At 73.9% G+C, this 14,871-nt stretch carries 13 protein-coding genes; 9 read left to right on the top strand and 4 right to left on the bottom strand.

Annotated features, from left to right (window positions below; genetic code table 11):
* Positions 1 to 257 precede the first annotated feature (257 nt).
* Together OIB37_RS07910 and OIB37_RS07905 are read left to right on the top strand one after the other, a co-directional pair.
* Positions 258 to 830, top strand: coding sequence for a helix-turn-helix domain-containing protein (locus tag OIB37_RS07910; RefSeq protein ID WP_330456810.1), 573 nt, complete (start codon positions 258 to 260; stop codon positions 828 to 830).
* Positions 830 to 1,561, top strand: coding sequence for a helical backbone metal receptor (locus OIB37_RS07905; protein ID WP_330456809.1), 732 nt, complete (start codon positions 830 to 832; stop codon positions 1,559 to 1,561). The genes OIB37_RS07910 and OIB37_RS07905 overlap by 1 nt, the downstream gene beginning before the upstream one ends.
* A gap of 21 nt (positions 1,562 to 1,582) precedes the next feature.
* On the opposite strand, the gene OIB37_RS07900 is transcribed toward OIB37_RS07905, so the two are convergent.
* Positions 1,583 to 3,040, bottom strand: coding sequence for an NF041680 family putative transposase (locus tag OIB37_RS07900; RefSeq protein WP_330455968.1), 1,458 nt, complete (start codon positions 3,038 to 3,040; stop codon positions 1,583 to 1,585).
* A 185-nt stretch (positions 3,041 to 3,225) separates the two neighbouring features.
* Between OIB37_RS07900 and OIB37_RS07895 the strand changes: the two genes are divergently transcribed.
* Positions 3,226 to 3,618 carry a VOC family protein gene (locus tag OIB37_RS07895; protein ID WP_330456808.1) on the top strand — a complete coding sequence of 131 codons (393 nt, stop codon included), beginning with the start codon at positions 3,226 to 3,228 and terminating at the stop codon, positions 3,616 to 3,618.
* Between the two features lie 114 nt (positions 3,619 to 3,732).
* On the opposite strand, the gene OIB37_RS07890 is transcribed toward OIB37_RS07895, so the two are convergent.
* On the bottom strand, positions 3,733 to 4,431 hold the full coding sequence (locus tag OIB37_RS07890; protein WP_330456807.1) for a gamma-glutamyl-gamma-aminobutyrate hydrolase family protein: 699 nt from the start codon (positions 4,429 to 4,431) through the stop codon (positions 3,733 to 3,735).
* Positions 4,432 to 4,487: 56 nt separating this feature from the next.
* Entirely contained in the window at positions 4,488 to 5,225 is a 738-nt protein-coding gene (locus OIB37_RS07885; RefSeq protein ID WP_330456806.1) for a FadR/GntR family transcriptional regulator, read from the bottom strand.
* Between the two features lie 260 nt (positions 5,226 to 5,485).
* Between OIB37_RS07885 and OIB37_RS07880 the strand changes: the two genes are divergently transcribed.
* From OIB37_RS07880 to OIB37_RS07865, 4 genes are read left to right on the top strand one after another with little or no spacing between them, the layout of a single operon-like run.
* Positions 5,486 to 6,850, top strand: coding sequence for a glutamine synthetase family protein (locus tag OIB37_RS07880; RefSeq protein WP_330456805.1), 1,365 nt, complete (start codon positions 5,486 to 5,488; stop codon positions 6,848 to 6,850).
* A gap of 11 nt (positions 6,851 to 6,861) precedes the next feature.
* Positions 6,862 to 8,235: an aldehyde dehydrogenase family protein gene (locus OIB37_RS07875; RefSeq protein ID WP_330456804.1), complete on the top strand. Its 1,374-nt coding sequence runs from the start codon at positions 6,862 to 6,864 to the stop codon at positions 8,233 to 8,235.
* On the top strand, positions 8,232 to 9,014 hold the full coding sequence (locus OIB37_RS07870) for a 3-oxoacyl-ACP reductase (RefSeq protein WP_330456803.1): 783 nt from the start codon (positions 8,232 to 8,234) through the stop codon (positions 9,012 to 9,014). Before OIB37_RS07875 ends, OIB37_RS07870 begins: the two co-directional genes overlap by 4 nt.
* 26 nt (positions 9,015 to 9,040) lie before the next feature.
* Complete coding sequence (locus OIB37_RS07865; RefSeq protein WP_330456802.1) at positions 9,041 to 10,288, top strand: haloacid dehalogenase-like hydrolase; 1,248 nt, start codon at positions 9,041 to 9,043, stop codon at positions 10,286 to 10,288.
* Between the two features lie 19 nt (positions 10,289 to 10,307).
* Here OIB37_RS07865 and OIB37_RS07860 read toward each other — a convergent pair whose 3' ends face one another.
* Positions 10,308 to 11,510: an amino acid deaminase/aldolase gene (locus OIB37_RS07860; protein ID WP_330456801.1), complete on the bottom strand. Its 1,203-nt coding sequence runs from the start codon at positions 11,508 to 11,510 to the stop codon at positions 10,308 to 10,310.
* 269 nt (positions 11,511 to 11,779) lie between these two features.
* On the opposite strand from OIB37_RS07860, the gene OIB37_RS07855 reads away from it, so the two are divergent.
* Entirely contained in the window at positions 11,780 to 13,684 is a 1,905-nt protein-coding gene (locus tag OIB37_RS07855; RefSeq protein ID WP_330456800.1) for a hypothetical protein, read from the top strand.
* Positions 13,681 to 14,868, top strand: coding sequence for a type VII secretion-associated serine protease mycosin (mycP, locus tag OIB37_RS07850; protein WP_330456799.1), 1,188 nt, complete (start codon positions 13,681 to 13,683; stop codon positions 14,866 to 14,868). The genes OIB37_RS07855 and mycP overlap by 4 nt, the downstream gene beginning before the upstream one ends.
* Positions 14,869 to 14,871 lie beyond the last annotated feature (3 nt).

Below are 14,871 nucleotides of genomic sequence, written 5' to 3'. Positions count from 1 at the left end.
GCGCGACGAGAGCGGCCCCGGGGGAACACCTGAGCACGTTCGCGCCTTGAAGCAGGAGACACGTCCTTCACCCGGCGGCCCGGTGCCCTGGCGTGAACCGTGAGGGTACGGGCCGCGGGCGTGGCAGGGATGTGACAGGCGCATGCGGCGGTTTGCCGAACATGCGTAGGGTGCACACAACTCATCAGAGGAGGTGCGCCCGCCGAGGGGCACCCGGACAGCAGCGGCACGAACGCGCGAAGGAGGGAGCCGGAGCGATGGGCGACCACAAGGAGCAGCAGTCCGTGCGGGTGGGCGCGGCCGTGCGGCGGCGCCGTCGCACGCTGGAACTCACCCTCGCGGTCGTCGCCGAGCGCAGCGGACTCTCCGTGCCCTTCCTCAGCCAGGTCGAGAACGACAAGGCCCGCCCGAGCCCCACCTCCCTGGAGAAACTGGCCGACGCGCTGCGCACCACGGCCGTGGAGCTCCTCGCCGCCGCCGACCCCGCGTGCAGTGTGGACGTCGTACGCGCCGCGCCCGTCGCCGACGGCGACTTCGACCCGCGCACCCGCTCCCTGGTGCGCGGCCATCACCAGCTGCACGCCTCCGAGTTCACCGGCGACCACGACGCCGGCCGCGAGTTCCGTCACCGCAACGACGAGCTGATGTACGTCGCCGACGGCGCGGTGGAGATCGAGGCCGAGGGCCGCGCCTACCGCCTCGGCCGGGGCGACACCCTCTACCTGACCGGCGGGGTGCGCCACCGCTGGCGGGCCACGGTCCCGGACACCCGGGTGATCGTGGTCGCGGTCGCCGAGCACATCGAGGCGGTCCAGGACCGGTCCCGTTAGTGCGGGTCGTCTCGCTCGTCCCGTCCCTGACGGAGGCCGTGGCCGTCACCCTGCCGGGTGCCCTCGTGGGTGCCACGGACTGGTGCACCCATCCGGCGGGCCTCGACGTCACCCGCGTCGGTGGCACCAAGAACCCGGACACCGACCGGATCATCGCCCTCGCCCCCGACCTGGTGATCGCCAACGAGGAGGAGAACCGCGCCCCCGACCTGGACGCCCTGCGGGCCGCCGGCCTGGAGGTGCTGGTCACCGAGGTGCGCACCCTCCCGCAGGCCTTCTTGGAACTGGACCGGGTACTGACCGCGTCCGGCGCGAGGACACGGCCCCGCTGGCTGGACGAGGCGCAGGCGGCCTGGACGGCGCTCCCGGCCCCCGCGGAACCCGTCACGGCCGTCGTGCCCGTCTGGCGCCGCCCCTGGATGGTGCTCGGCCGGGACACCTTCGCGGGCGACGTCCTGGCCCGCCTCGGCGTCCACCACCTCTACGCCGCCCACCCCGACCGCTACCCCCGCGTCCCCCTGGACGAACTGCGCGCGGCCGCCCCGGACCTGGTCGTCCTCCCCGACGAGCCCTACCGCTTCACCGCCGACGACGGCCCGGAGGCCTTCCCCGGCCTGCCCTGCGCCCTGGTCGGCGGACGGCACCTGACCTGGTACGGCCCGTCGCTGGCCGAAGCGCCCCGGGTGCTGGGCGAGGCGCTGCGGCCCTCCGGGCGGACGACGGGACTTTGACGACAGGCCCTAGCTTGATCTTTAACCTGTGCGGCGTGGTCGTGGGGTGGTTAACTTCTTCGTTTGCCGTTTCGCTGGCTGTGTTTTGCGGGGTGTGTGCACGTCGTGGCGGGGTGTGGGCCGGGTGTTCTTTCGGCCCGGTGGTCGTCCGGGACCGGGTCGGGAGGATTTCGGTGCTTGGGCTGGGCAGGCGGCTTGTGGGCGGATGTGCCGGAAGTCGCGGCGGACGCGGGCGGGTGTGAGTCGGTCTGGAGAACTGGGTTTCTCCCAGGGACGACGCAGGTCGGCTGCGAGCGGGCGAGCGAGACGGAGTTGCGCGTAGGCGGCGAGGATCAACCAGGTCCATCGGTCCGCCGCCTCGGGGGTGCGGATCTTCGGACAGGTCCAGCCGAGAGTCTGCTTGAACAGGCGGAACGTGTGCTCGATATCGAATCGCCGCAGGTAGGTCTGCCAGAGACGGTCGGTGTCCGCCGGGGTGGCGTCGGTGCCTGACCACCAGAGCCAGACCGGCTTGGGAGTTGCGCCGCTGGGCAGTTGGTCGATGTCCAGGCGGATCACGCTGCCCTCGACGATGGGGAGCGTGCCGTCGGCTGCGGCCCAGGAGGAACGGTGAGTCAGCTTGGGGTGCAGTCGGTCCCAGGAGCGGGCGGTGGCCTGGCCGTAGAGGCGTGTGTCGGTGACGGTTTTGGTGTCCGGGGTGCCCCAGGTGTCGGGCTGGCCGAAGACGAACTCGCTGCCGTGTCGGGGCGGGCGGCCCAGGATGTGAGGCTGGCGCTGCGGGACGGCCCGGCGCAGAACCCGGTCCGAGCGCATCCGGGCCAGCACCTGGACCGGCAGGTCTCTCAGCAGGAAGGCCAGGCGGGGCGCGTCGTATCCGGCGTCCGCGACGATGAGGATGTCCGGCGAGCCCGCGTGCCACTGCCCGGCTGTGATCAGTCGCTGGACCAGGTCACGCAGTTGTCGGGCGGTGACGGTGGCGGTGTCGTCGCCGGGTGCCAGTCGCAACGCGTCCAGGGGTGCAGTCCATGAGCTGCGGCCGGGCTCGAGCGCGCAGATGATCGAGTACGGCCAGCCGGGGATCGGGATGTGCTGGTCCTTGCCCCGGCCATAGGTGTGACACAGGATCCGCTGCGGTGAGGTGTGGGCATCGGGCCGCAGCCAGCAGGTGACATCGACAGCCAGGACGAGCCGGCCGTCGGCAGCACGCGGCAGCGGCACCGCGGCCAGCGCCTGCCGCAGCCGGTCGGCATCGATGCCTCCCCGGGAAACTGCTGCATAGAGCCCTCCGTGTCCGCGGCGGTGTTCGCCCACCAGTGACAGCTCGGCCAGCGACCTCACCGGTCCGTCACCGCACAGAACAGCGTCGGCCAGCTCGAACAGCGCATCCGAACGAGCGGTCAGGCAGGAGTAGAACTCGCCCCGGAAGCATGACAGTTGCGTCAGCGGTTCTTGTCGGGCACCACGATGCAGCAGACTCATCTTCACGGCCTTCGTGCTGGACGTGTGTGTTCCTTGGTCGGAGCACATGTTCAGACGAAGGCCGCTTTGACGTACGGCGATTACCGGACCGAGTGATCAAGTTCGACGCGCCATTCGACGCGGCACGTTAAAGATCAAGCTAGCATGGAGATGTCCGTGAGGTTGTCTTACGGAAGGGTTCGCACATGTCCGTCCAGTTGAACCACACCATCGTCCACGCCCGGGACAAGCGGGAATCGGCCGAGTTCCTGGGCCGCGTACTGGGGCTCGAGCCCGGGGACGAGTGGGGCCCGTTCATACCGATGGCCACCAGCAACGGGGTCACCCTCGACTTCGCCACCGTCCCCGCCGAGTCGATCGTCTCCGAGCACTACGCCTTCCTCGTCTCCGACGACGAGTTCGACGCGGCCTTCGGGCGCATCCAGCAGGACGGGATCACCTACTACGCCGATCCCCACATGAAACAGGCCGGAGAGATCAACCACCGCTACGGAGGACGCGGCCTGTACTTCCAGGACCCGGTCGGTCACGCCATGGAGATCCTCACCCGGCCGTACGGCGACCACGAGGAGCCGTAGCCCGGCCCGGCCGTGGAGCCGTAGCCCCGCCCGGCCGAGGAGCCGTAGCCGGGGGCCGGAGAGCCGGTGGGCCGGAGTCGGGGAGCCGGGGAGCCAGGAGGCCGCAGCCCGGTTTCAGGACGCCGCCGTGACCAGCGCCCGCATCACTCGCAGATCCTCACCCAGCTCCGGATGCCACTGCACCCCGAGCACCCATCCCCGCTCCGGCGGCAGCTCCACCGCCTCCACGGTCCCGTCCACCGCGTACGCGCTCGGCACCAGTCCCTCCCCGAGCCGCTCCACCGCCTGGTGGTGATAGGTCGGCACCGACGTCTCCTCCGGCGCGATCGCGGCGTACAGGGTCCCCGGCACCGGCTTCACCGGATGCCGGCCGTACGCGCCGACGATCTCCGCGTGGCCGTCCAGGTGCTGCACCAGCGTCCCCCCGAGGGCGACGTTCAGCAGCTGCATCCCCCGGCAGACCCCCAGCAGCGGCACCCGGGCCGCCAGCGCCGCCCCGATCAGCGCCAGCTCCCACGCGTCCCGCTCCGGCGCGGGCGGTCCGGTCAGCGCGGAGCGCTCGGCGCCGTACCGTCCCGGATCGACGTCGGGTCCGCCCGCGACGACCAGCCCGTCCAGCCGGGCCACCGCGGCGGCGGCCCGCTCCGGCTCGTCCGGCGGCAGCAGGGCGGCCACCCCGCCCGCGCGCTGCACATGGCGCGGATACGCGGCGGGCAGCAGGACCGCCGCCATGTCCCACACGCCCCAGCGCGCGCTGCTCTCCAGGTACGTGCTCACACCGATCAGCGGTCGTCCGCTCGCGCCGTCGCCCACGCCGTCACTCTCCCAGTGCCCTCAAAGGTGTCCGTGCATACCTTTGCAGAGCGCGCTCACGCCAGGAAGCCCCGCAGCAGCGCCGCCGTGCCCGCGCAGTGCTCCCGCATCATCTCCCGCGCCCCGTCGGCATCCCCGTCCAGCACCGCCTCCACCAGCGCGGTGTGCTGGCGCTGCGAGTGCTCCAGGTTGCGCACCAGCAGCGGGATGCAGTCGAGGAGGTCGTTGACCCGCGCCCGCACCGCCGCGTACTGGGCGGTCAGCGACGGCGAGCCGCACAGCTCGGCCAGGGTCAGATGAAGCAGCGTGTCGAGCCGCCGGTAGTCGGCGAGCGGGGCCTCGCGGGTGCGGTGCAGCGCCTCCCGCAGCCGGTCGCCCTGCTCCGCCGTGAGCCGGTGCGCCGCGCACAGCCCGGCCGCCCCCACCTCCAGCACCTCCCGGAAGCGCAGCACGTCCTCGATGTCGACCTCGGCGACCCGCCGGCGCAGCTCGTCCTCGCCGCCCGCGTCCGCGCGCGCCAGCACGAACGTTCCGCCGTACCGCCCGCGCCGCGACTCCACCAGGCCCTGGTCCTGGAGGACCTTCAGCACCTCGCGCAGCGTGACCCGGCTGATCCCGAGCCGGTCCGCCAGCTCCCGCTCGGCGGGCAGCCGCTCGCCGCCCGGCACCAGGCCGAGCCGTACGACCTGGAGGATCTGCTCCAGCGCCTCCTCGAAGCCGTTGCCGGCCCGCACCGGCCGCAACACCGCGGTGAGCCGCTCGTCCGGCCCGTTCGGACCCTCGTCCCGCGACATCCGGACGTATCCCCTTCCCAAGCAATGGTTCTCCGCAATACCTTATGGCCCTAGGGGGCGTCTCCCCGATCTTCGTGGGTCCGCGACGCCCGGCACGGCACCTCGCCGCACGGCCGAATCGCCCACGTACGCCCAGTACGAGGGCGATCCGGCCGCACGCCGAGGCACCGCACCGGACGCCGCGGCCTGATCCACGAAGATCGGGGAGACGCCCCCTCGGCCCGGCCGAAAAAAGCGAAGACGCCGAAGGAGGCCCTCCCGTGGCAGACCGCACGCCCCCGCTGAGCGTCGAGGAACTGCGCGCCCTCGTCGCCGACGGTGAGATCGACACTGTCGTCCTGGCCTTCCCCGACATGCAAGGGCGGCTGCAGGGCAAGCGGTTCGCCGCCCGCTTCTTCCTCGACGAGGTCCTCCAGCACGGCACCGAGGGCTGCAACTACCTCCTCGCCGTCGACACCGAGATGAACACCGTCGACGGCTACGCCATGTCCTCCTGGGACCGCGGCTACGGCGACTTCGCCATGCGCCCCGACCTGTCCACCCTGCGCCACGTCCCCTGGCACCCAGGCACCGCCCTGCTCGTCGCCGACCTCGCCTGGGACGACGGCTCCCCGGTCGCCGCCGCCCCGCGCCAGATCCTGCGCCGCCAGCTGGAGCGCCTCGCCGCGCTCGGCTACACCGCCCAGGTCGGCACCGAGCTGGAGTTCATCGTCTTCAAGGACAGCTACGAGCAGGCCTGGGACGCGAACTACCGGGGCCTGACCCCGGCCAACCAGTACAACATCGACTACTCCGTCCTCGGCACCGGCCGCGTCGAGCCCCTGCTGCGCCGCATCCGCAACGAGATGGCCGGCGCCGGCCTCACCGTCGAGTCCGCCAAGGGCGAGTGCAACCCCGGCCAGCACGAGATCGCCTTCCGCTACGACGAGGCCCTCGTCACCTGCGACCAGCACGCCCTGTACAAGACAGGCGCCAAGGAGATCGCCGCCCAGGAGGGCGTCTCGCTCACCTTCATGGCCAAGTACAACGAGCGCGAGGGCAACTCCTGCCACATCCACCTCTCGCTCGCCGACGCGGACGGCACCAACGCCATGGCCGGGGACGGCCCGGACGGCATGTCCGAGGTCATGCGGCACTTCCTCGCCGGACAGCTCGCGGCCCTGCGCGACTTCTCCCTGCTCTACGCCCCGAACATCAACTCCTACAAGCGGTTCCAGCCCGGCTCCTTCGCCCCCACCGCCGTCGCCTGGGGCCACGACAACCGCACCTGCGCCCTGCGCGTCGTCGGCCACGGCCGCTCCCTGCGCTTCGAGAACCGCCTGCCCGGCGGCGACGTCAACCCCTACCTCGCCGTCGCCGGACTGGTCGCGGCCGGCCTGTACGGCATCGAGCAGAAGCTGGAACTGCCCGAACCCTGCCCCGGCAACGCCTACGCCGCGGGCTTCGCGCACGTCCCGGCCACCCTGCGGGAGGCCGCCGCGCTCTGGGAGGACAGCCCCCTGGCCAAGGCAGCCTTCGGCGACGAGGTGGTGGCCCACTACCGCAACATGGCGCGCGTCGAACTGGAGGCCTTCGACGCCGCGGTCACCGACTGGGAGCTGCGCCGCTCCTTCGAACGCCTGTGAAAGGTCATCACGTGTCCGACCCGCACGAGCTGAAGGTCCTCAACCCCGCCACCGAGCAGGTCGTCGCCACCGTCCCCGCCGCCGACGCGGCCGATGTGGACGCCGCCGTCGTACGGGCCACGCGGGCCCGGACCGCCTGGGCCGCGCTCCCGCCCGCCGACCGCGCCCGGCTGCTGCGCCGCTTCGCCGACACCGTCGACGCCCACGTGGAGGAACTGGCCCTGCTGGAGGTCCGCGAGGCCGGCCACACCCTCGGCAACGCCCGCTGGGAGGCAGGCAACGCCCGCGACCTCCTCCTCTACGCGGCCGGCGGCGCCGAACGCCTCCTCGGCCGGCAGATCCCCGTCCCCGGCGGCTGGGACGTCACCTTCCACGAACCCCTGGGCGTCGTGGGCGTGATCGCCCCCTGGAACTTCCCCATGCCGATCGCCGCCTGGGGCTCCTTCCCGGCGCTCGCCGCGGGCAACGCCGTCGTCCTCAAGCCCGCCGAGACCACCCCGCTCACCGCCCTGCGCCTGGCCGAACTCGCCCTGGAGGCCGGCCTGCCCGAGCACCTCTTCCAGGTGCTCCCCGGCTACGGCGACATCGCGGGCCGCGCGCTGGTCGACCATCCCGACGTCGCCAAGATCGTGTTCACGGGCGCCACCCGCACCGGCCGCGAGGTCATGGAGCGCTGCGCCCGGCAGGTCAAGCCCGTCACCCTCGAACTCGGCGGCAAGAGCCCCAACATCGTCTTCGCCGACGCCGACCTCAAGGCCGCCCTCGACCCCTTCTCCTTCCTCGACAACGCCGGCCAGGACTGCTGCGCCCGCACCCGGATCCTGGTCCAGGAGCCGCTGTTCGAGGAGGCCCGCGCGTTCCTCGCGGACGCGCTGGCCGCCGTCGTGGTCGGCGACCCGGCCGACGAGAAGACGCAGATGGGGCCGCTGATCTCCCGCCGGCAGCTGGACCGCGTACGGTCGTACGTCCCCGAGGACGCCCAGGCCCTGAGCGGCGCCGCCCCCGACGGGCCCGGCTTCTGGTTCCCGCCGACCGTGCTCACCGGCGAGCGGCCGGACAGCCCGGCGGCCCGCGAGGAGATCTTCGGCCCGGTCGCCGTCCTGCTGCCCTTCACCGACGAGGCGGACGCGATCCGCCTCGCCAACGACACCCCCTACGGCCTGTCCGGCTCCCTGTGGACCCGGGACATCGGCCGCGCCCTGCGCGTCTCCCAGGCCGTCCGCGCCGGCAACCTGTCCGTCAACTCCCACTCCAGCGTCCGCTACTGGACCCCGTTCGGCGGCTTCAAGCAGTCCGGCCTCGGCCGTGAACTCGGCCCCGACGCCCTGACCGCCTTCACCGAGACCAAGAACGTCTTCATCAGCACGGAGGGCCCAGCACAGTGACCGACACCACCGTTTGCCGCCGCCTGGTCGGCCGTACCGCCGTCGTCACCGGAGCCGGCAGCGGCATCGGCCTCGCCACCGCGCGCCGCCTCGCCTCCGAGGGCGCGAACGTCGTCTGCGCCGACATCGACGAGAGGGCCGGGAAGGCCGCCGCCGACGCGGTCGGCGGACTCTTCGTCAAGGTCGACGTCACCGACCCCGAGCAGGTCGAGGCGCTGTTCAAGACGGCGTACGACACCTACGGCAGCGTCGACGTCGCCTTCAACAACGCCGGCATCTCCCCGCCCGAGGACGACTCCATCCTGGAGACGGGACTGGAGGCCTGGAAGCGCGTCCAGGAGGTCAACCTCACCTCCGTCTACCTGTGCTGCAAGGCCGCCATCCCCTACATGCGCCGTCAGGGCAAGGGCTCCGTCATCAACACCGCGTCCTTCGTGGCGAGGATGGGAGCGGCCACGTCCCAGATCTCGTACACCGCGTCCAAGGGCGGCGTGCTCGCCATGTCCCGTGAGCTGGGCGTGCAGTTCGCCCGGGAGGGGATCCGGGTCAACGCCCTGTGCCCGGGCCCGGTCGACACCCCGCTGCTGCGGGAGCTGTTCGCCAAGGACCCGGAGCGGGCCGCGCGCCGGCTCGTGCACATCCCGGTGGGCCGGTTCGCCGACGCGGACGAGATCGCCGCCGCCGTCGCCTTCCTCGCCAGCGACGACTCCTCCTTCGTCAACGCCACCGACTTCCTGGTGGACGGCGGCATCTCGGGCGCGTACGTCACGCCCCTGTAGGGACGAAAGGTGTACGGTCCGCGCGTATGCGACAGCTTCTCGCGTGGACCCTGGCAGCGGCCGCCGCCCTGGCGGCCGCACCCGCCGCACCGACGGCGACCGAGCCCGACTGCCCCCGGCTGACGTCCCGTTGGCACGGTGACAACCGCGATCGCCTGCAACACGTCATCGACACCTACGGCACCTGCTCCGGGCACCGCGGCGCGGTCGCCGCCTTCGACTGGGACAACACCGTCACCAAGAACGACGTCACCGACGCGACCCTCTCCTGGGCCCTGCGCCACGACGTCCTCCCGCGCCCGGCCCGCTGGAAGGACACCAGCGCCTGGCTCACCGACGCCGGGGACCGCGCGCTCACCGCCGCCTGCGGCACCGGCGCGGGCGGCACCGGCGCGGGCGGCTCCCTGCGCACCTCCGACCGGCCCCGCTGCACGGACGAGATCGTGGAGATCCGGGAGAAGGGCACCACGACGAGCGGCGCCGCCGCCTTCGCGGGCACCTGGAACCACCGGCACACCGTCCCGCAGTACGCCTGGGTGCCCCAGCTCTTCGCGGGCCGCACCCCGGCCCGGCTCTCCTCCTACGCGGCCGCCGCCCGCACCGAGGCGCTGGCCGCCCCCGTCGGCGCCACCCGCACCCTGGGCACCCACACCGTCCCCGCCTACGTCCGCTACTACGACCAGCAGCGCGACCTCATCCGCACCCTCCAGCGGGCCGGATTCCGGGTCTACATCGTCTCGGCCGGCTCCGAGCCGGTCACCGAGGTCTGGTCGCGCGGGGTCGGCGTCGACGCCGCGCACACCATCGCCATCCGCTCGGTCCTCGACCACCAAGGCCGCATCACCACCCGCAACGAGGGCTGCGGCGGCGTCGGGGAGAACAAGGGCGAGGTGATCCCGTACATCGACGGCAAGCGGTGCTGGATCAACCAGGACATCTACGGGATTCGCGGCCCCGCGGCCTGGCGGAAGCAGCCCTGGAGGAATCGGATCGCCGTCGGCGGCGGCGACGCGGACACCGACGTCACCTTCGTCTCCGACGCCACCGGCGCCCACCTGGTCCTCGACCGCAACAAGGCCGAGCTGATGTGCCGGGCCCACGACGACGCGGACGGCCGCTGGCTGATCAACCCGATGTTCATCGAGCCCCTGCCCCGCAAGCCCGAGCCGTACCCCTGCTCCACCACCGCCTACAACGCCCCCGACGGCAGCCGCGCCCCGGTGCGCCGGCCGGACGGCTCGGTGGTGCCGGACCAGGCCGACACCGTGTACTGAAGCCTTTGCCGAGGAGTCGTCAGAGGAACGTGCGCCCCTCGCCCCGGTAGGTGGGCACGGTCGCCGTGACCGTGCCCACCTCCACCAGGTGCAGCGCGTCGAACCGCTCGCACAGCTCGCCCGCCTTGGCGTGCCGGAACCACACCCGGTCGCCGATCAGCAGGTCGTCGGCGGGCGAGCCGAGCAGCGGGGTCTGCACCTCGCCGGCGCCCTCCTGCGGGTCGTACACCAGCCCCTCCGGCAGGTACGGCACCGGCAGCCTGTCCGGGCCCGCCGCACCCGAGGCCGGATAGCCGCCGCCCAGCACCGTGACGACCCCCACGCCCGGCCGCCGCACCACCGGCTGCGCGAACAGGGCGGCCGGACGGCCGCTGAAGGACGTGTAGTTGTCGAAGAGCCGGGGCACGTACAACCCCGAACCGGCCGCGATCTCGGTGACCGCGTCCTCGGCGGCCGTGTGCTGCACACTCCCCGTGCCACCGCCGTTGACGAACTCCAGGCCGGGCGCCACGGCCCGTACGGCCCGCACCGCCGCACCGCGCCGCTCGGCCAGTTCCCGGCGGGCGGCGGCCTGCATCAGCCGGATCGCCCGCGACCGCAGCGGCCGCCCGGCCACCGCGTCCCCGACACCGGCGACATGACCCTCGTACGCCATGATCCCCACCAGCCGGAACCCGGGCCGTTCGGCCACCACCCGCGCCAGCGAGGCCAGTTGGCCGGGGGAGTGCAGCGGGGAGCGGCGCGCGCCGACCCGCACCCGGCCGCCCAGCAGCTTCAGCGAGGTGTCCAACTCCAGGCACACCCGCACCACTTCACGCCCGCCGCCGCGGGCCGCGTCGATGAGGTCGAGCTGCGCGACGTCGTCGACCAGCACGGTGACGGCGGCGGCGAGCTTGGGATCGGCGGCCAGCTCCGCGAACCCCGCCCGGTCGGCGGACGGATAGGCGAGCAGCACGTCGTCGAACCCCGAGCGCGCGAGCCACAGCGACTCGGCCAGGGTGAACGACATCACCCCCTGGAAACCGTCCATGGCCAGCACCCGCTCCAACAGGGCCCGGCAGCGGACCGACTTGCTGGCGACCCGGACCGGCTTGCCGGCGGCCCGGCGGACCAGATCGGCCGCGTTGGCGTCGAAGGCGGCCAGGTCCACGATCGCGAGAGGGGCGTCGAGATGGGCGGTGGCCCGGTCGTAGCGGGCACGGTCAGCGGCGCGCGCAGTCATGACGGCAGCCTGCCAGACGCGATTACCGCAGGGTAGGGGGACGTTCCGGGCAGATACCGCGCCCTCGCGGACCGGTTCTCCCCCGCTCAGGGACAACCCGTAGAGTGACGCGCACGTACGGCGGAAGACACCTGGGCACTCATCTGAACCGGGATGCCGGTCCAGCCGTACGGGTATGCGTGCCCGGACAGACCTTTCGCACCGGGCCCGGCCGGCGAGCAGCACGGCCCACGTACGAGTCGGCCCGGGCACGAGGAAACGGGGGGTGCATGAGCACGGAAGCGCGCCGCGCCCCCGTCCCTCCGCGCCCCACGACACCGCCCGGTCCGACGGCACCGCATCCCGCGACTCCGTCCGGTCCGACGGCACCGCACCCCGCGACACCGCCCGGCTCGGCGTCCGGCACCGGCCGCGAGCCGGGGGCGCCGTCGGCGCCGGGACACGGGACCGAGGCCGGCCCGGCCGCGCACGGGAGCGACCCGGGACCGCGGCGCACCCCGCCCGGAGCGGCGGTCCCGGCGGCCGACGACCACCTCGAGGACGAGCCCTCCGTGTTCACCCCGCGCGCCCCCCGAGGCGAGCCAGGCCTGCCCGCGAGCGAGAGCGCGGGAACGGAGCGGCCCGGTGGCGCCGCCCCCACGGACCCCGTGGGCCGTGCCTCACACGCGCCCTCCTCCGCCGTGCCCGCGGCTCCCGCGGACCCCGTGGGCCCGCCCCCGCCCCCCGCCTCCGCCCGCTTCCCCGACGCCCCGCCGAACGCGGGCCGCGCCGCCCGCGCGGACGCCGGCGGCACGCGCACGGCCGTGCCGTCGCGCCCGGCCCCCGGCTCGGTGACGCAGCCGCGCCGGCCCGCCGCGCCGGGGGAGTCCCGGCCGGCGCAGCCCCGCCGCGCCGGAGTCCCGGAGGAGTCGCCGTCGGAGACGACGACCCGGCTCCGCCCGATCCCGGCGGCACCGGGACCCCGCGCGGACGGGCCCTCCTCGCCGCCCCGTCGTCCCGGTGTCCCCGCGGAATCCGCGTCCGAGACCACGACCCGGCTCCGCCCGATCCCGCCGGCGCCCGGTGCCCCGTCGGCGTCCACCGCGGGCGGCCCGGCGCCCGCGCCCGCGAGACCGGCCTTCCCCGCCCCCGGCCGACCGGCCGCCGGCACCGCACGCTCCATGCCCGCGCCCCGGCCGGGCGCCCAGGAGACGCCCACGGCCTGGCAGCCCGGCCACGCCGCCGGCCCCACCGCCCCTACTGGTCCCACCGGCCTCACCGGCGCCCCTGGTCCCACCGGCCGCACCGGCCCTGTCGCCGACTCCGGTCCGTCCCCTGACCCCGCCCACTCCTGGACCGCGGTCTCCACCGAGCGGCCCGTCGCGTCCTTCGGGGTCCCGGAGGCGTACGGCGAGCGGGCGCGGGTGTGGCCGGTGGCGGTGTGGGTGCGCAGCCGTACCGGTGCCGCCGCCGCGTGTCTCGTGCTCGGACTCGGGCTCATCGGCGGTGCGGTGACCGGCAGTTGGCTCACCGGGGACGGCGGGGAGGGCGTCGCCGCGAGCGGATTCGGCGCGGCCGGCCCGATGTGGCACAACGTGCCGGTCGACCAGCTGTTCCCGCCCACCGTCCAGGGGACCGGCGCCGGACGCGGCGGTGCCGACCGGACCTGGACCAGGATCGCCGTGGCCCCGGACAGCGGCTGCGCCGACGCGTTCGACCCGCTGCTGCGCGAGGCCCTCGCCCCCGTCGGCTGTCGCCGGCTCCTGCGCGCCACCTACACCGACGCCACCCAGACCTACGTCACCACCGTCGGCCTGCTGTTCACCAAGGCCGACGCCACCGCCTCGGCGGCGCTCGCCGCCCGCTTCCGGGACGAGCACCTGGACCGCCGGGCGGACCTCATGCCCCGGCCGTACGCCGCCAAGGGCACGGCGGCGGCCGGCTTCGGCGACGAGCAGCGCGCCGCCTGGACGGTCAGGGTCCTCGTGGACGCCCCCGTCGTCGTCTACGCCGTCTCCGGCTGGGCCGACGGCCGTACCGTCGACACCCCCCAGCCCGCCGCGGAGGCCGCCGGCCCCGGCGCCACCTCCGCACCCGCCCAGGCCGGCCTCGGCAACGAGGCCCAGGGCCTGGCGGACCGTTTCGTACGACGCCTGCGCAAGACCGTCAGCTCGGCCACGGAGAAGACCCCATGAGGCCATCGACGCGCGGCCACCACCGCGTGGGCGCGACCGGCTCGGCCGTGACCCTCCTGCTCACCGGCGCCCTCGTCCTGCTGCCGTCCACCGCCGCCCACGCCGACGGCATCCGCGCCCAGCAGTGGGGCCTGTCAGCGCTCCACCTGACCGAGGCCTGGCGCACCACCAAGGGGCGCGGCGTCACCGTCGCCGTCCTGGACACCGGAGTCGAGGCCGACCACCCGGACCTGGCCGGGAACGTGCTGCCCACCCACGACATGATCGGCTTCGGCGCCCGGCCCGGAGACCGCACCTGGGCCCGGCACGGCACCGCCATGGCGAGCGTCATCGCCGGACACGGCCACGGACCCGGCGACACCGCCGGCGTCATGGGTGTCGCGCCCGAGGCGAAGATCCTGCCCGTGCGGGTCATCCTGGAGGACGGCGACCCCGCCCGCTCCAAGGCCCGCACCACCCGCGGCAACGCCCTCGCCGAGGGCATCCGCTGGGCCGCCGACCACGGCGCCGACGTCATCAACCTCTCCCTCGGCGACGACTCCGACTCCGCGCACCCCGAGCCCAGCGAGGACGAGGCCGTGCAGTACGCCCTGAAGAAGGGCGTGGTCGTCGTGGCCTCGGCGGGCAACGGCGGCGACAAGGGCGACCACGTCTCCTTCCCGGCCGCGTACCCCGGCGTCATCGCGGCCGCCGCCGTGGACAAGTACGGCACCCACGCCGCCTTCTCCACCCGCCGCTGGTACTCCGCGGTCAGCGCGCCCGGCGTGGACGTCGTCATCGCCGACCCCGACCACAAGTACTACGAGGGCTGGGGCACCTCGGCCGCCGCCGCCTTCGTCTCCGGAGCGGCGGCGCTGATCAAGGCGGCCCATCCCGATCTGGCCCCGGCCCAGGTCAGGACGCTCCTGGAGGACACGGCCCGCGACGCCCCCGTCGGCGGCCGCGACGACTCCCGGGGCTTCGGCATGATCGACCCGGCGGCCGCCCTCGAGGCGGCCGGCCGCCTCGAACCGGAGAACCTGCGCCCGGCGGCGTACGGCGACCGCTACTTCGGACCGGGCCCTGACACGGCCAAGCCCGGCACCGGCGCCTCGGCCTGGGCGGGCCCCCTGGCCGGCGGCATCGGCGGCGTGCTCCTGGTGGCAGCGGTGATCCTCTGGAGAAACCGCAGAACCCGCGCCTAGGGA

Source organism: Streptomyces sp. NBC_00820, from assembly GCF_036347055.1.
Classification (GTDB): Bacteria; Actinomycetota; Actinomycetes; order Streptomycetales; family Streptomycetaceae; genus Streptomyces.
Note: the sequence above shows the minus strand (reverse complement) of the source record. Positions and strands in the feature narration are given on the sequence as shown.